This is a genomic window from Cypionkella sp. TWP1-2-1b2 (genome assembly GCF_049896245.1).
Taxonomy (GTDB): Bacteria; Pseudomonadota; Alphaproteobacteria; order Rhodobacterales; family Rhodobacteraceae; genus Cypionkella.
On the sequence record NZ_JAFCTX010000004.1, the window covers coordinates 102,736 to 117,961 of the forward strand.

The window sequence follows — 15,226 nt, forward strand, 5'->3', positions numbered from 1 at the left end:
AGAGAGGCCTAAAACTCCGCATCGCGCGGGATCACCGACAGCACCCGGCACAGCAAATCAAGCTGATCAAGCGAGCGGTAGCTGATCGTCAGCTTGCCGCCCTCGCCGCCCGGAAGATGGTCGATTTGCACCGACATATGCAGATTTGCCGAAAGATCGGATTCCAGTGCACGGGTATCCGCATCCTTCTCACTGCGCTGTCGCAGAGCGCGACGTTTGGCCGGGTCGATTGCTGACTTCCGCACCAGCTCCTCGGTTTCGCGTACCGAAAGACCGCGTCCAACCACCTGCAGCGCCAGCTCGGTTGCATTGCCAGTGGTGATCAGCGCGCGCGCGTGCCCAGCGGACAAAGTGCCGGACTTAACCATCTGCTGCACGTCTTCTGGCAGTGCGAGCAAGCGCAGCAAATTGGCAATATGGCTGCGGCTGCGCGACAAAGCTTCGGCAATCTTTTCCTGGGTATGGCCAAATCTGTCCATCAACTGGCGATAGGCCAGCGCTTCTTCGATCGAATTCAACTCGGCGCGCTGGATGTTCTCAATAATCGCGATCTCAAGTACTTCTGAATCACTGAACTCGCGCACGATTACGGGCAGTTCATGCAACTGCGCGATCTGCGCCGCACGCCAACGCCGTTCGCCCGCTACGATTTCGTAGAGATCCTGATCAAGCTTCTTACGCACAATAAGCGGCTGAATGACGCCCTTCTGACGCAGCGAATCCGCGAGATCCTTCAGAGCTTCCGGCTGGAAATCGCTGCGCGGCTGATCGGGGTTCGGTACAATCTTTTCGACAGGCAGCATCAATTCGGAGCGCCGAGTTTCTGATGCAGCAGAGGGCGCATCAAGGTTCACATCCGCCATCAGCGCCGAAAGTCCACGGCCCAGGCCGCGCCGATCAAACTTCTTTTCCATCAGACGGTCTCCCCTTTGAAACGATTCCGAACCGGATGCCGCAGCAAAATCTCGGTTGCAAGGGCGCGATAGGCCTCAGAGCCTTTCGACGCGCTGTCATAACTCAAAACGGGTTGCGCATAAGATGGCGCTTCGCTGAGCCGCACATTGCGTGGAATCATGGTTTTGAACACCAAATCCCCCAAGGTCGAGCGCGCATCCTGTTCAACCTGCTGCGAAAGTCGATTGCGGCTATCTACCATCGTCAGCACCACGCCTTCAATGCGAAGCCCCGGATTGGCGCTGCGTCGCACTTCGCGAATGGTCAGCATCAGTTGCGACAGGCCCTCCAGCGCGAAAAACTCGGCCTGTAGCGGCACCAGCACAGCATGACTTGCCACCATCGCATTGATGGTCAGCAGGCTCAGCGAGGGCGGGCAATCAATCAGGATGAAGTCAAGATCCAGCGTTTCAACCCGTGGTTCGCGCAATGAATCATGCAGCAAAAAGCTGCGCTTTTCATTTGAGACCAGTTGAATATCGGCGGAAGACAGATCGGCGCTGGAGGGGCAGAGCAACAAGCCCGCGAAGTCGGTGCCAACCACAGTCTCAACCAGCGGGGTCTCCTCCAACAGCAAATCATAGGTGGTCTTTTTGCGGTCTGTCGGCGCGAAGCCAAGGCCGGTCGAGGCATTGCCCTGCGGATCCAGATCTACCAACAGTACGCGCGCGCCCCGCTCGACCAAAGCAGCCGCAAGGTTGATCGCGGTGGTTGTCTTGCCGACCCCACCTTTTTGGTTGGCGATGGAAAGGATGCGTGGTCCTTCCGCGCCGATAAGGTCATGCAAGATGAATGCCCCTTACTGCAAGAACAAGTGCTTCTGGGTCGGTATGGCTTTGCATCGCATCACACTCAAACCGCCACATCTTCTGCGCATCCTCAATTTCGCGCGTCGCAGCTGCACCCTTGGGAAAAATTGCCACGCCTTGCGGCTTCAAATGCCTGTATCCGTAGCCGCACAGAATAGACAATGGCGCCAATGCTCGCGCTGTAAGGACATCAACATTTTCTGGCTCAAGATCTTCAATACGCTGGGTTTTAACGCTGACAGCGATATCCAAGAGACGTGCAGCTTCTGACAGAAACACCGATTTCCGACGATCTGCTTCCACCAGAATCATCCGAGTCTCTGGCTGCAATTCCTTCGCAAGAATGGCCAGCACGATGCCCGGAAACCCGCCGCCGCTGCCCAAATCGCACCAGAGGCCACCTTCAGCGGGTATTTGTCGAATAAGTTGCGCCGAATCAATGACATGCCTGTCCCAAATCTGCGAAATTCCTGATTTGGAAATCAGATTTATGGCTGGATTCCACTTTTCGACCAACGCGCAATAGGCAAAAAGCCGCTCCAATGTTTCACGTGAAACATTCAGCCAGGCGGGAACCTCAGCCTCGTCACGGTTCATTGCGAGGCAACCCCTCGACGGGCCTTGCGGATGTGCGCCAAGATAAGTGTCAGCGCTGCCGGGGTCATTCCCTCAATCCGCGCCGCTTGCGCCAAATTGGCCGGTCGTACATGCGACAGCTTTGCGACCAACTCTGTTGAGAGTCCCGGCAACCCTGAAAACAAAAATCCGTTTGGAATTTCTGCGGATTCTTCGCGCTTCAAAGCCGCAATCTCATACTTTTGCCGCTCAACATACTGCGCATAGAGCGCATCCGTCGCCGTCTGTTGCTGAATCTCCGGGGCAAACTCGGCAAACTCGGGTACCAATATGGCAATCTGCTCAGCCGTCACATCTGGCATTGCCATCAACGCATGCGCCGTACGACGCGTGCCGTCCTGACTAAGCGAAATGCCGACTCGGTTCACTTCGGTCGGTGAGAATGATCGTTGTTGCAACACTTCCGCCGCCGCCGCGAGACTGTCACGCTTCCGTAAAAATACTGCTTTGCGATCATCCCGAACACAGTCTAAAGCAAGACCTATCGGTGTCAGCCGCTGGTCTGCATTATCCGCCCGCAACGTCAAACGATACTCTGCCCGCGAGGTAAACATACGGTAAGGCTCCGTCACGCCCCGCATGGTCAAATCATCAACCATAACCCCGATATAGCTTTCAGCTCGGCCGAAATGCACCGGATCTTTTGCTTGAGCCAAAGCCGCTGCGTTCAAGCCGGCCAACAGGCCCTGTGCCGCCGCCTCCTCATATCCAGTCGTCCCATTGATTTGACCCGCCAGAAACAACCCCCGCAGTGCCTTCAGTTGCAGGGACAAGTCAAGCCCGCGGGGATCAAAGTAATCATATTCAATGGCATAGCCCGGCTGGGTGATCCGCACATTCTCAAGTCCAAGGATAGAGTGAACATAGGCCTCTTGCACCTCTTGTGGCAAAGAGGTCGAAATTCCGTTCGGATAGACCGTGCTATCGCCAAGCCCCTCAGGTTCCAAAAACACCTGATGTGAGGTTTTGTCGGCGAATCGAACGATCTTATCCTCAATGGAGGGACAATAGCGGGGTCCGATCCCTTCGATATGGCCGCCATACATTGCAGAACGACTGAGATTCTGACGCACAATCGCATGGGTTTTCTCATTGGTATGGGTGATGCCACAGGCAATCTGCCGCACCTGCGGCAGCTTGTTCAGGAAGGAAAACACCACCGGGTTTTCGTCGCCGGGCTGGGTTTCCAACACATCCCAGTTGATCGTGCTGCCATCCAGACGCGGCGGTGTGCCTGTTTTCAAGCGCCCGCGCGCCAGCCCCAACCCTGCGAGTTGTTCGGCCAACAACACAGAGGGATTATCGCCGACCCGGCCACCAGGCCGCCGTTGATCGCCGACATGAATCACCCCATTCAAAAATGTGCCGGCTGTCAAAACAACCGCATCAGCCGATAAATCAACCAAATCCGCCAAGGTAACTCCAGTCACCCTGCCATTTTGCTGTTTCAGCGCAATGACTTCAGCTTCCAGGATCGTCAGATTTTCTTCAGCACTCAGCAGATCCAGAACTGCTGCCCGATACAGCTTTCTATCTGCCTGCGCCCGCGGACCCTGCACCGCTGGACCTTTTCGACGGTTCAGCAATCGATACTGAATCGCCGCACGATCTGCCGCCACAGCCATAATACCATCCATCGCGTCGATCTCACGCACCAGATGGCCCTTGCCCAAGCCCCCGATGGCCGGATTGCACGACATCACCCCAATGCCATCCCGGCGCAGAGATATCAACGCCGTCCGTGAGCCCATCCGCGCCGAGGCAGCCGCAGCTTCCGTACCAGCATGGCCACCGCCAATGACAATCACCTCAAAATGTTTCACGTGAAACAACCTCATTTCCCGATGCAGAAGCTGGAGAATATCTCATCGAGCAGATTCTCAACATCAATTCTTCCCACCATGACTTCCAAAGCCCGCATCGACGCGCGTAAATCCGCCGCCACCAATTCCGGCAAGCTCTGCGCCCGCCCCATTCGGTCCCGCGCCGATTCCAGCCCAGACACCGCAACCTGCATCGCGATACGCTGCCGCTCGCGGATCAGCAACCCCGCTGATGCCACTCGCCCTGACAACCGCGTCGCAATCTCAGCTATAAGCCAATCAATCCCGGCTCCCGTCTTGCCTGAAACCGTCGCTGAAACCAGCAACGCCGCGCCATCGCGAATATCCGCCTTGCCCAACACCACAAGATCATCGACCTCGGGCAACAACATCAGCACCTCATCAGGATCGGCTTGCAGAAAAATCCGCAAATCAGCCTGACGTGCGCGCTCCAACGCCCGCTCTACGCCAATCCGCTCGACCACATCCACCGAATCACGCAGGCCAGCAGTATCCAGCAATGTCACCGACAGCCCCGCAATATCCATCCGAACCTCAATCACATCCCGCGTCGTGCCAGCAACTTCCGAGGTAATTGCCGCCTCCCGCCCCGCCAACGCATTGAGCAACGTCGACTTACCGGCATTGGGCGCGCCAACAATCGCCACCTCAAAACCGTCCCTGATCCGCTCCGCAGCCCGCGCGCCATCCAACTCACCGCGCAACTGGACCAACAGACCAGCAATCAATGCCCGAACCTCAGGGCTCACATCCAGCGGCAGATCTTCGTCGGCAAAATCAATCGTCGCCTCGATCAAAGCCGCCGCCCGGACCAGATCCAGCCGCCAAGCCTCCGCCCGTCGCCCCAAAGCCCCCGACAACACCCGCAAGGCCTGCTTGCGCTGCGCTTCGGTCTCGGCATCGATCAAATCGGCAAGCCCTTCCACCTGCGTCAGATCAAGCCGCCCATTCTCCAGTGCCCGCCGGGTAAACTCCCCTGCCTCGGCCATCCGCAGCCCGTCTGTCGCCGCCAGTGCCTGCAACACCCGCGCCACCACAGCGGTGCTGCCATGCAGCTGCAACTCGGCGCTGGCTTCACCGGTAAAACTCGCCCCCGCCGCAAACAGCAGCACCAAGGCCTCATCCAACACCTCACCCTGCCAGACCAGACGCCGCAATCCGGCTTGACGGAGCGGCGGCAACGCACACAACTCGGCCACCGAATAATGAGCCAAGGGCCCGGAAATCCGGATGACAGCAACGCCCGCTTTGCCTCGCGCCGAGGCGAGGGCGAAAATCGTGTCCATAACCAAGCCTTTGATTATAAGAGCAAGTTATGCGTTCATCGACTCGAAAAACTCACCGTTGCTCTTGGTTTGTTTCAGCTTCGAGATCAAGAATTCGATGGCATCCGTCGTGCCCATTGGGTTCAGAATCCGCCGCAGCACATAGGTTTTCTGCAAATCGATCTTCTCGACCAGCAGATCTTCCTTCCGCGTACCGGATTTCAGAATATCAATCGCCGGGAACACTCGCTTGTCGGCAACCTTGCGGTCCAACACGATCTCGCTGTTGCCGGTGCCCTTGAATTCTTCAAAGATCACCTCGTCCATCCGGCTGCCGGTATCAATCAAAGCGGTCGCAATGATCGTCAGCGAGCCGCCTTCTTCAATATTCCTCGCCGCACCAAAGAATCGCTTTGGCCGCTGCAGCGCATTGGCATCCACACCGCCAGTCAAAACCTTACCCGAGGACGGCACCACGGTGTTGAACGCCCGACCCAGACGGGTAATCGAATCAAGCAAAATCACCACATCGCGCTTATGCTCAACCAGCCGCTTGGCCTTCTCGATCACCATCTCCGCCACCGCGACATGCCGCGTCGCTGGCTCGTCGAAGGTCGAGGATACCACCTCGCCCTTCACCGAACGTTGCATATCGGTGACTTCCTCTGGCCGCTCATCAATCAGCAACACGATCAGATAACATTCCGGATGATTGGTGGCGATCGAATGGGCAATATTCTGCAACAACACCGTCTTACCCGTCCGCGGTGGCGCCACGATCAACGCACGCTGGCCTTTACCGATCGGGCAGACCAGATCAATAATCCGCGCCGAGCGGTCTTTGATCGTCGGATCTTCAACTTCCATCTTCAACCGCTCATCCGGGTAAAGCGGCGTCAGGTTGTCGAAGTGAACCTTGTGACGCGCCTTTTCCGGATCGTCAAAGTTGATCCGGGTGACTTTGGTCAGACAAAAATATTTCTCGTTTTCTTTCGGCGCCGCCATGGTGCCTTCAATCGTATCGCCCGTCCGCAGGCTGAACTGCCGCAGAATATCGGGCGAGACATAGATATCATCCGGGCCGGGCAGATAATTTGCAGAAGGCGAGCGCAAGAAGCCAAAGCCATCCTGCAACACTTCCAGCACACCATCACCGCCGATTTCCCAACCTTCTTCGGCATGTTCTTTCAGGATCGAGAACATCATCTCGCCCTTGCGCATGCTTGGAGCGTTCTCAATCTCCCATTCTTCTGCCATCGCCAGCAGCTCAGCCGGGGTCTTGGCTTTCAGATCAGCAAGATTCAAATGCTCAACGGTCATGTGGAATTCACCCTAGGCGCGCGGCCCCAAATTTGGGCCAGCAGCAGCAATGTCAATGGAAAGCGGAATAGCCGAATGGCTGCGCTGGGCATCATCTAAGACCAGCCTGCGCCCAAGTCAAGGATTTCAGATTGGGATTTCAGAACTTCACAATCACCGAGATCACGATAATCATCATTAGCAACGTCGGCACTTCGTTCATCATTCTGTACCGTCGACCGGTGACGCTGTTGCTGCCAGCGACAAATTCCTTCCTCCGCCGCCCCAGCCAGTGATGAAACAGCGTCATAGCAATCACGCAAAATGCCTTGGTCCACGGCCAAACCTCCGTCCAATCCACGATCCCCGGTGTAAAGACCAGCGCCAGACCAAACAGCCATGTCGCCACAGAAGCCGGATTGATGATCGCCTTCAACAACCGTCGCTCCATCACCTGAAACATCACATCGGTAGCCGTGCCGGGTTCTACCTGCTCGACATGATATACAAACAACCTCGGCAGGTAGAACAGCCCCGCCATCCAAGCGATGACAGAGATCACATGCAATGCCTTGATCCAAGGATAATACGTCGCCAGAAAGTCGCTCACAGGTTCACCTCACCTCTTAGCTTCTTCTTAAAGAATAGATTCTAGAAAGAAAGATGATGTTGTAGGGGCCGTGGATAACAGAATTTCTCGGGTTCTCCCGCCTTATATCCCCAGGGTCCGGGCTGTGCGTAACTTTAGAACGATTTTCGCGCTTCACAGTTATAGGTTTCAAATCAATATTGTACACGAAAATCGTGCGATAGCGGTTGCTCCACAGCCTCTGGATATATCACGCGCACACAGCCTGGCGTTTCCTCCGTCCCCATGTGGGAAAACCCGCCGAGCCTCGCCTCTGTGCTTGACAAAACCCTGCCCATCCCGCCTTTTCGGCGCTAAATCGGGCTTACCCCCAAATCCACTTGCCGGAACAAACCCAGCTTATCCACAAGGCCGCCCCCATCATGCGCCCGCTGCTTTTAGCCTCTGCATCGCCAATCCGCTTGCAGCTTTTGCGCAACGCGGGGTTTGAGGTCAGAGCGCAGCCTGCCCGCATCGACGAAGACGCCATCCGCCAAGCGCTTCAAGCCGATGCCGCCCCGCCCCGCGAGATTGCCGATGCGCTTGCCGAAATGAAAGCCCGCAAACTGGCCGAGAAAAACACCGACGCGCTTGTGCTGGGCTGCGATCAGATCCTCGCCTTCAAGGGGCGGGTTTTTGGCAAGCCCGAAACCCCTGACGAGGCCCGTGCTCAACTGAGCGAATTTCGCGGCCAAACCCACCAACTGATCTCGGCTTTGGTGCTTTATGACGGTGGCAAGCCGATTTGGCGGCATATGTCTGAGGCGAAACTGACGATGCGTCCGCTTTCGGACAGCTATCTTGACGATTACCTCACCCGCAACTGGCACTCCTTGCGCGAATCCGTCGGTGGCTACAAACTCGAAGAAGAAGGCATCCGGCTGTTCTCCACCGTCGAGGGTGATTACTTCAGCATTCTCGGCCTGCCGCTCCTTCCCTTAATCGGCTATTTAGGCACCAGAGGCTTCATCCCAACATGACCGACCCACCCCGCATCCCACTTGCCGGCGTCATCGGCCACCCGATTGCGCACAGCCGCTCGCCGGCGCTGCACGGCTTCTGGCTAAAGCGTTATGGCATCAAAGGCCATTATATCCCGATGGATGTGGCACCACAGGATCTGCGGCAAATACTTGAAATCCTACCGAAACTTGGCTTTGTCGGCCTCAATGTGACCATCCCCCACAAGGAAGAGATTCTGAAAATTGCCGATGTTGTCACCGATCGCGCCGCGCTGATCGGTGCCGCCAACACGTTGATTTTCCGCAAAGATGGCCATATCCATGCCGACAACACCGACGGCGCGGGCTTCATCGCTAACCTGCGGCAAAACGCGCCACACTGGAATCCCACCGCTGGCCCCGCCGCCGTGTTTGGCGCCGGTGGTGCTGCCCGTGCTGTAGTCGCTGCCTTGATCGAGGTCGGGGTGCCAGAGATTCGCATTGCCAACCGCACCCAGCCTCGGGCCCAAGCTTTGCGGGGGGATTTTGGCGCAAAGCTGCAGATCTACGATTGGGTGCAGGCGCCAAATATGCTGGAGGGTGCCGCAACCGTCATCAATACGACCTCGCTCGGCATGTCGGGTAAGTCCGATTTCCGGGTGCCGCTGGATGGACTTGAACGGGACGCACTTGTCACCGATCTTGTCTACAACCCGTTGAAAACAAGCTTTCTTCTTGAGGCACAAGCCAAGGGCTGCACCGTCGTCGACGGCCTCGGCATGTTGCTTCACCAGGCCGCCCCCGGCTTTGAACGCTGGTTCGACCAACGGCCAGATGTAGACGAAGCCACCCGCCAAGCCGTGCTCTCGGCATGACCTTCCGCCTCGGCCTCACCGGTTCCATCGGGATGGGAAAATCCACCACCGCCGCGATGTTCGCCGCTGCGGGTCTGCCGGTCTGGGACGCCGACATTGCGGTCCACCGCCTCTACCAACACGGCGGCTCAGCCGTCAGCCTAATCGGCGAGATCTGCCCCGAGGCTGCGAAGAGCGGGAATGTTTCACGTGAAACATTAAAACGCGCGATTGTAGCCGATCCCAGCCTGTTGGCCAAACTCGAAGCCATCACCCACCCGCTCGTCGCCGCCGACCGCGCCGGCTTCCTCGCCCAAACCACCGCCGACATTGCCGTCCTCGACATCCCGCTGCTGTTCGAGACATCCAGCCAACACGAATTCCACGCCACCCTCCTCGTCACCGCTCCGCCTGATCTGCAACGCCAACGCGTTTTGCAACGCCCCGGCATGACCGAGCAGCACTTCCAAACCCTGCTCAGCCGCCAAATGCCCGACGCTCAAAAACGCAGCTTAGCCACCCATATCGTTGAAACACTGGACCTTTCCGCCACCGAAGCCTATGTCAAATCCCTGATTGCCCATATCCGAGCCCGCCATGCGTGAGATCGTCCTCGACACCGAAACCACCGGCTTTGAACCCTCCGAAGGCGACAGAATCGTCGAAATCGGTGCGGTAGAGCTGTTCAACCACCTGCCCACCGGCAAAACCTACCACCAATATATCAACCCCGAACGCCTGATGCCGAAAGCCGCCTTCGACGTCCACGGCCTCGGCGACGACTTTTTGCGCAATAAACCCGTGTTCAAAATCATCGCGCAAGCCTTTCTCGATTTCATCGGCGACGCTCAACTGATCATCCACAACGCCAGTTTTGATATGAAATTCCTCAACGCCGAATTAACAGCCGTCAAACTGCCGATCCTGCCGATGACCCGTGCCACCGACACCCTTATGATGGCCCGTCGCAAATTTCCCGGCTCTCCCGCCACCCTTGATGCTCTGTGCCGCCGCTTTGGCGTCGACAATTCCGCCCGCGAAAAGCACGGCGCTCTGCTCGATTCCGAAATCCTGGCCGAGGTCTATCTCGAACTTGTCGGTGGCAGGCAACCGGATTTCGGGCTCAATCCTGTGGCGCAAACCGCCACTGGCCCTGCGAAAACCCTCTCGGATTGGCGTCCGCGCCCGCGCCCAAACCCGCTACCGCCGCGACTGACCGAGTCAGAATCTGCCGCGCATACCGCCTTCGTCGAGAAGATGGGCGCGGTGGCCATCTGGAAAAAGCGGCTCTAACATCGCTTAAAACCCCAAATTAGCGCAATCGAACTGACACCACCCAATCTCAAAAAGGCCCCCATGAAAACCATCTTCGTCACTGGCTCCGCAGGCTTCATCGGCTATCATCTTTGCAAACTCCTCTTGGCCGAGGGCTTTCGCGTCGCAGGCTACGATGGCATGACAGATTACTACGATGTGACGCTGAAACAGCGCCGCCTCGCCATGCTGCTGCAAAACCCCAACTTCACCAACACCGAAGCCCTGCTCGAAGACCAAACTGCCCTCGAATCCGCGCTGCGCGCTGCGGGTCCGCAGGTCATCATCCATCTCGCAGCCCAAGCAGGCGTCCGCTACAGCCTTGAAAACCCACGCGCTTATCTCAACGCCAACCTCGTTGGCGGCTTCAACGTGCTCGACCTCGCCCGCGAACTCAAGGTGGATCACCTGCTGATGGCCTCCACCTCCTCGGTCTATGGTGCCAACACCGAAATGCCCTTCCTTGAAACCCACAAAACCGAAACCCAACTCACCTTCTACGCCGCCACTAAAAAGGCGAATGAGGCGATGGCACATTCCTACGCCCATATCTACGGCCTGCCCGTCACCATGTTCCGCTTCTTCACCGTCTATGGCCCTTGGGGCCGCCCCGACATGGCACCCTATAAATTCACCAAAGGCATCCTGGAAGGCACCCCGATCGAGATCTACAACAATGGCGAGATGTGGCGCGACTTCACCTATGTCGACGATCTTGTGCGCGGCATCCGCCTGCTGATCGACGCCATCCCACAACGCCCCGCCACCCCTGAAGACATTCCTGCAGGCGACAGCCTCTCTCCCGTCGCCCCCTACCGTGTCGTCAACATCGGCAATTCCGACAAAGTCAAACTGTTGGATTTCATCAAAGCCATCGAAGACGCCACCGGCTGCAAAGCAATCCGCAACTACCTGCCGATGCAAACCGGCGATGTCACAGCCACTTGGGCCGACGCCAACCTGTTGAAAACCCTCACCAACTACCAACCGCAAACAAATGTCCGTGACGGCATGGCAAATTTCGTGCGTTGGTATCGCGACTATTACCAGATTTGAAATGCGAAAGGCCGACCCCGCAAGGTCGGCCCTTCAAATTCAACAGCGCTAAACTCAGTTCGCCACCGGAGCAGGCTGCGCCCGCCGCGCAATTTCCTGCCGATACAAAGCCAGAAAATCCACCGTATCAATGTTCAGCGGCGGGAAGCCGCCATCACGCGTCACATCCGAGATAATCCGCCGCACGAACGGGAACAGCAGCCGTGGACACTCGATCATCAAAAACGGATGCAACTGCTCCTCCGGCACGCCTTCCACATGGAAAATCCCGCCGTAATCGACCTCCAGCAAGAACAACGTATCGCCGTTCACCTTGTTCTTCGAGGTCACCTTGAACTTCGTCACGATATCAAACTGATGGTCCTGCGACCGCTTGCGCGCGTCCAAACTCACCTGCACCTGAATGTCAGGCTGCACTTCCGAAGCCGTCAGGCCCTTCTGCGCCACCATGTTTTCAAACGACATGTCCCGCACAAATTGCGCCAGAACTGACATTTTGATCTGCGGCGCGCCGCTATTTTCCTCGGCCATAAGCCCCACTCCCTGAAAATTCCTGCATACCCCTAGCAGGTCATCTCAAAGGCCTCAATCCTCTCGCCACTTCGAAGGCCGCGTCACCCCACCAATCTTGTCACGCGCGGGCACCACTTCCTCATATTCCGCATCCACCCAGTCGGCCTCGCCGCGTCGCCGCGCAAAGCCATGCGCCTGCACACGCGACGCCAGCATGGCAATCAACCCCGTCCGCACAAACGGCAGCAACAACACCAATCCGATAAAATCGGTGAAAAATCCCGGCAGGATCAGCAAAATCCCGCTCAGCATGATCAACGCGCTATGCGCCATCGGCTGCAACGCAGCGATACCGCCGCCGCCGCGCACCTCGCGCAACGCCCCCATACCCTGCCAGCGGATCAACCCGACCCCCAACATCCCGCTCAAAACCACCCAAGCCAGCGTTGCCCACAGCCCCAACCAGCCGCCAACAACCACAAACAGCCCGATTTCCAGCATTGGCCATGCCAAAATCAGCGCAAAAACCCACATCTCAGCACCCTCCGTGCAATCTGGCGGCCAAACCATAGACTTGGCCGCCCCCAGACCCTACATAAGGGTTCAACGCCCGGATCACCAACCCCCCGGGCCCGTTTTGAGGCGCTTATGAATTCCTCCTTGATTCAACTGCTCGTTCTGGCCGGAATCGCCGTGTTCCTGATCCTGAAACTGCGTTCCGTGCTCGGTTCGCGCGAAGGCTTTGAAAAGCCTGCGCTGCCCGCTGACACAGCGCGCCCGCAGCCCAAACTGGTGCAGCCCGTCTCCGATGATGGCACCGATCTCGACATCACCGATCACGCTCCCGCAGGCAGTCCCGCAGCACTTGCCCTAAGCGCGATGAAAGTGGCGGAACCCGGCTTTTCCGTCGGTGAATTCCTGCACGGCGCGCGCGGCGCTTATGAGATGATCCTGATGGCGTTTGAACGCGGCGATATCGACCCAATCCGCCCTTTCCTTGCCGACGAAGTTGAAGCGTCCTTCACCCAAGCCATCAATGCCCGCGAACGCGACGGCCAGACGGTTGAGGCCAACTTCCTCGGCCTGCGCGAAATGACGCTTTCGGATGCCGAATACGATCCCACCACGCGCACCGCCGAAATCACCCTGCGCTACACTGGCGAATTGACCTCACTGGTGCGCAATAAAGCCGGCGAAATCATCGAAGGCTCCGCCACCGAGGTCAAACGCCAACGCGACGGCTGGACCTTCGCCCGCCGCATGGGCGTGCAAGATCCAAACTGGCAACTCGTCGGCACCAGCGATTGAAGCGCGTTGCGTCCCCTTTCCATCAAACCCTTGCCTGCGCGGCCAAGGCAGCGATTGCTCTGCAAACGCGTTCGGCTGCGCAAGCAAGGTCAAATTGACGCAACGCGCTCTTGGCGGATGCATGCTGTTTTCGCCTCCTGCCTTCTGGCCCTCACGATGACAGTCACGCCCGCCTCGGCGCAAATGCTGGATTTCGAGGCGCTGGAGGGCTGGAGCGAAGACAATCACCTGGCCGCCCTTACTGCTTTCCAAGAGACTTGCGATAAACTCGACGCACCCGACTGGCAGTCAATCTGCGACCTTGCCGCCGATGCCGATACTTCTGACGCCGCCGCCAAAGCCTTCTTTGAACTCCTGTTCAAGCCCGTGCTGATCGGCAATCCCCCCGCCCTGTTCACCGGCTATTACGAGCCCGAACTCAACGGCTCCTACAGCCGCACCCCGCGTTTCGCCTACCCGATCTATGCCCGCCCGCCAGAACTCCAAGACGGCCAGGTCTACTACGACCGCGCCACCATCGAAGGCGGAGCACTCCGGGGCCGAGGGTTAGAGATCGCATGGCTCGAAGATCCGGTAGAGGTTTTTTTCCTGCAAATCCAAGGCTCTGGTCGGATTAAAATGACCAACGGCCACGTCATCCGCGTCGGCTATGCAGGCCGCAACGGCCATGCCTACCGCTCGGTCGGCAAGGAAATGATCGCGCGCGGCATGCGCACCCCGGATCAAGTCTCCGCTCAAGACATCAAACTCTACGTCCGCTCCAACCCCACCGCAGGCAACGCCCTGCTCAGCGTAAACCCCTCCTACATCTTCTTCCGCAAAATCGCCGACCTGCCGTCCGACAAAGGTCCGATCGGCGCCATGGGCCGCTCTATCACCCCGATGCGCTCCGTCGCCATCGACCCCGCCTTCACCCCGCTCGGCGTCCCGGTCTGGATTGAGAAATCCGGCGACAACCCGATCCACAGCCTGATGGTCGCCCAAGACACCGGGGGGGCGATCAAAGGCCCGCAACGCGCCGACATCTTCTTCGGCACCGGCGACAGCGCGGGCGATGCCGCTGGCACAATCAAAGACGGCGGCCGCATGATCCTGCTGCTGCCCATTGACCGTGCCTATGCCATGCTGCCGGAAGGCTAGCCGATGCGCCGCCGCACCCTGCACCCGGACGAACAAGAAATCTGGCAAGCCGTCGCCCGCACCGCCAAGCCGATGCACCCGATGGGCCATGTCTTTCTGAAACCTGCCGAGCCGAAACCACTACCGACCCAAACCGCAGCCCCGGCAACGCCGCGCCTGCCGCTGTTCCGCTTGGGCGAAAAATCCCGCAGCAAACCCGGCCACGACATCCTGCCCATCCTGTCGGAATCCCTCTCCGCTGCGCCTTTGCAAATGGATGCCAAAACCCACGGCAAAATGACCCGTGGCAAACTCTCGCCCGAGGCCCGCATCGACCTGCACGGCCTAACCCTGTCCGAAGCGCACCCCGAACTGATCCGCTTCATCCTCAACGCCCAAAGCGCTGGAATGCGTCTGGTTCTGGTGATCACCGGAAAAGGCAAGCGCGGCCATGACATAGGCCCAATCCCGCAACGCATCGGCGCTTTGCGCCACCAAGTTCCGCACTGGCTGCGCCTGCCACCGCTTGGTCCTGCCGTGCTGCAAATATCTGAAGCCCACCTGAAACACGGCGGCTCTGGCGCATATTACATTTACCTGCGCAGACGCTGATAGGTTAAAACTTCCTTAAATTGAGGTCATAACACCTTGATTTTGCGTATCTTGGATAAGGTCCCAACTCGGGA

The 15,226-nt window shown here is 58.0% G+C and carries 17 protein-coding genes; 8 read left to right on the top strand and 9 right to left on the bottom strand.

Going from position 1 to position 15,226, the window contains the following annotated elements; translation table 11 throughout:
- Nucleotides 1-8: 8 nt before the first annotated feature.
- From ACP7AP_RS03635 to hemJ, 7 genes are all read right to left on the bottom strand, one after another.
- On the bottom strand, nucleotides 9-914 hold the full coding sequence (locus tag ACP7AP_RS03635) for a ParB/RepB/Spo0J family partition protein (protein ID WP_426032328.1): 906 nt from the start codon (nucleotides 912-914) through the stop codon (nucleotides 9-11).
- A complete protein-coding gene (locus tag ACP7AP_RS03640) occupies nucleotides 914-1,741 on the bottom strand; it encodes a ParA family protein (protein WP_426032330.1) in 828 nt (275 codons plus the stop codon). Before ACP7AP_RS03640 ends, ACP7AP_RS03635 begins: the two co-directional genes overlap by 1 nt.
- Complete coding sequence (gene rsmG, locus ACP7AP_RS03645; RefSeq protein ID WP_426032332.1) at nucleotides 1,734-2,360, bottom strand: 16S rRNA (guanine(527)-N(7))-methyltransferase RsmG; 627 nt, start codon at nucleotides 2,358-2,360, stop codon at nucleotides 1,734-1,736. Before rsmG ends, ACP7AP_RS03640 begins: the two co-directional genes overlap by 8 nt.
- The gene (mnmG, locus tag ACP7AP_RS03650) at nucleotides 2,357-4,222 is read right to left on the bottom strand and encodes a tRNA uridine-5-carboxymethylaminomethyl(34) synthesis enzyme MnmG (protein WP_426032496.1); all 1,866 of its coding nucleotides are present in this window, start codon (nucleotides 4,220-4,222) and stop codon (nucleotides 2,357-2,359) included. Before mnmG ends, rsmG begins: the two co-directional genes overlap by 4 nt.
- An 11-nt stretch (nucleotides 4,223-4,233) precedes the next feature.
- Nucleotides 4,234-5,529: a tRNA uridine-5-carboxymethylaminomethyl(34) synthesis GTPase MnmE gene (gene mnmE / locus ACP7AP_RS03655; protein ID WP_426032334.1), complete on the bottom strand. Its 1,296-nt coding sequence runs from the start codon at nucleotides 5,527-5,529 to the stop codon at nucleotides 4,234-4,236.
- 27 nt (nucleotides 5,530-5,556) lie between these two features.
- Nucleotides 5,557-6,828 carry a transcription termination factor Rho gene (gene rho, locus ACP7AP_RS03660; RefSeq protein WP_426032336.1) on the bottom strand — a complete coding sequence of 424 codons (1,272 nt, stop codon included), beginning with the start codon at nucleotides 6,826-6,828 and terminating at the stop codon, nucleotides 5,557-5,559.
- Between the two features lie 139 nt (nucleotides 6,829-6,967).
- Nucleotides 6,968-7,417 carry a protoporphyrinogen oxidase HemJ gene (gene hemJ / locus ACP7AP_RS03665; protein WP_426032338.1) on the bottom strand — a complete coding sequence of 150 codons (450 nt, stop codon included), beginning with the start codon at nucleotides 7,415-7,417 and terminating at the stop codon, nucleotides 6,968-6,970.
- A gap of 401 nt (nucleotides 7,418-7,818) precedes the next feature.
- On the opposite strand from hemJ, the gene ACP7AP_RS03670 reads away from it, so the two are divergent.
- The 5 genes from ACP7AP_RS03670 (at nucleotide 7,819) to ACP7AP_RS03690 (ending at nucleotide 11,600) form a co-directional block, all read left to right on the top strand.
- A complete protein-coding gene (locus tag ACP7AP_RS03670; protein WP_426032340.1) occupies nucleotides 7,819-8,415 on the top strand; it encodes a Maf family protein in 597 nt (198 codons plus the stop codon).
- Nucleotides 8,412-9,251: a shikimate dehydrogenase gene (locus ACP7AP_RS03675; RefSeq protein WP_426032342.1), complete on the top strand. Its 840-nt coding sequence runs from the start codon at nucleotides 8,412-8,414 to the stop codon at nucleotides 9,249-9,251. The genes ACP7AP_RS03670 and ACP7AP_RS03675 overlap by 4 nt, the downstream gene beginning before the upstream one ends.
- Nucleotides 9,248-9,835, top strand: coding sequence for a dephospho-CoA kinase (coaE, locus tag ACP7AP_RS03680; RefSeq protein WP_426032344.1), 588 nt, complete (start codon nucleotides 9,248-9,250; stop codon nucleotides 9,833-9,835). Before ACP7AP_RS03675 ends, coaE begins: the two co-directional genes overlap by 4 nt.
- Nucleotides 9,828-10,523: a DNA polymerase III subunit epsilon gene (dnaQ, locus tag ACP7AP_RS03685; protein WP_426032346.1), complete on the top strand. Its 696-nt coding sequence runs from the start codon at nucleotides 9,828-9,830 to the stop codon at nucleotides 10,521-10,523. The genes coaE and dnaQ overlap by 8 nt, the downstream gene beginning before the upstream one ends.
- 63 nt (nucleotides 10,524-10,586) lie before the next feature.
- Entirely contained in the window at nucleotides 10,587-11,600 is a 1,014-nt protein-coding gene (locus ACP7AP_RS03690; RefSeq protein ID WP_426032348.1) for an NAD-dependent epimerase/dehydratase family protein, read from the top strand.
- A gap of 54 nt (nucleotides 11,601-11,654) precedes the next feature.
- On the opposite strand, the gene secB is transcribed toward ACP7AP_RS03690, so the two are convergent.
- Together secB and ACP7AP_RS03700 are read right to left on the bottom strand one after the other, a co-directional pair.
- A complete protein-coding gene (secB, locus tag ACP7AP_RS03695; RefSeq protein WP_426032350.1) occupies nucleotides 11,655-12,131 on the bottom strand; it encodes a protein-export chaperone SecB in 477 nt (158 codons plus the stop codon).
- Between the two features lie 54 nt (nucleotides 12,132-12,185).
- Nucleotides 12,186-12,647: an FxsA family protein gene (locus ACP7AP_RS03700; RefSeq protein ID WP_426032352.1), complete on the bottom strand. Its 462-nt coding sequence runs from the start codon at nucleotides 12,645-12,647 to the stop codon at nucleotides 12,186-12,188.
- A 114-nt stretch (nucleotides 12,648-12,761) separates the two neighbouring features.
- Here ACP7AP_RS03700 and ACP7AP_RS03705 point away from each other — a divergent pair, with 114 nt between their 5' ends.
- From ACP7AP_RS03705 to ACP7AP_RS03715, 3 genes are all read left to right on the top strand, one after another.
- Complete coding sequence (locus ACP7AP_RS03705; protein ID WP_426032354.1) at nucleotides 12,762-13,421, top strand: Tim44/TimA family putative adaptor protein; 660 nt, start codon at nucleotides 12,762-12,764, stop codon at nucleotides 13,419-13,421.
- 117 nt (nucleotides 13,422-13,538) lie between these two features.
- Entirely contained in the window at nucleotides 13,539-14,561 is a 1,023-nt protein-coding gene (mltA, locus tag ACP7AP_RS03710; protein ID WP_426032356.1) for a murein transglycosylase A, read from the top strand.
- A 3-nt stretch (nucleotides 14,562-14,564) separates the two neighbouring features.
- Nucleotides 14,565-15,152, top strand: a complete 588-nt coding sequence (locus tag ACP7AP_RS03715; protein ID WP_426032358.1) for a Smr/MutS family protein — start codon at nucleotides 14,565-14,567, stop codon at nucleotides 15,150-15,152.
- Nucleotides 15,153-15,226 lie beyond the last annotated feature (74 nt).

Coding starts and splice junctions, on each gene's coding strand:
- ACP7AP_RS03635 (WP_426032328.1), bottom strand. CDS start 914: ATGGAAAAGAAGTTTGATCGGCGCGGCCTGGGCCGTGGACTTTCGGCG.
- rsmG (WP_426032332.1), bottom strand. CDS start 2,360: ATGAACCGTGACGAGGCTGAGGTTCCCGCCTGGCTGAATGTTTCACGT.
- mnmE (WP_426032334.1), bottom strand. CDS start 5,529: ATGGACACGATTTTCGCCCTCGCCTCGGCGCGAGGCAAAGCGGGCGTT.
- rho (WP_426032336.1), bottom strand. CDS start 6,828: ATGACCGTTGAGCATTTGAATCTTGCTGATCTGAAAGCCAAGACCCCG.
- ACP7AP_RS03670 (WP_426032340.1), top strand. CDS start 7,819: ATGCGCCCGCTGCTTTTAGCCTCTGCATCGCCAATCCGCTTGCAGCTT.
- ACP7AP_RS03675 (WP_426032342.1), top strand. CDS start 8,412: ATGACCGACCCACCCCGCATCCCACTTGCCGGCGTCATCGGCCACCCG.
- coaE (WP_426032344.1), top strand. CDS start 9,248: ATGACCTTCCGCCTCGGCCTCACCGGTTCCATCGGGATGGGAAAATCC.
- dnaQ (WP_426032346.1), top strand. CDS start 9,828: ATGCGTGAGATCGTCCTCGACACCGAAACCACCGGCTTTGAACCCTCC.
- ACP7AP_RS03690 (WP_426032348.1), top strand. CDS start 10,587: ATGAAAACCATCTTCGTCACTGGCTCCGCAGGCTTCATCGGCTATCAT.
- secB (WP_426032350.1), bottom strand. CDS start 12,131: ATGGCCGAGGAAAATAGCGGCGCGCCGCAGATCAAAATGTCAGTTCTG.
- ACP7AP_RS03700 (WP_426032352.1), bottom strand. CDS start 12,647: ATGTGGGTTTTTGCGCTGATTTTGGCATGGCCAATGCTGGAAATCGGG.
- ACP7AP_RS03705 (WP_426032354.1), top strand. CDS start 12,762: ATGAATTCCTCCTTGATTCAACTGCTCGTTCTGGCCGGAATCGCCGTG.
- mltA (WP_426032356.1), top strand. CDS start 13,539: ATGCATGCTGTTTTCGCCTCCTGCCTTCTGGCCCTCACGATGACAGTC.
- ACP7AP_RS03715 (WP_426032358.1), top strand. CDS start 14,565: ATGCGCCGCCGCACCCTGCACCCGGACGAACAAGAAATCTGGCAAGCC.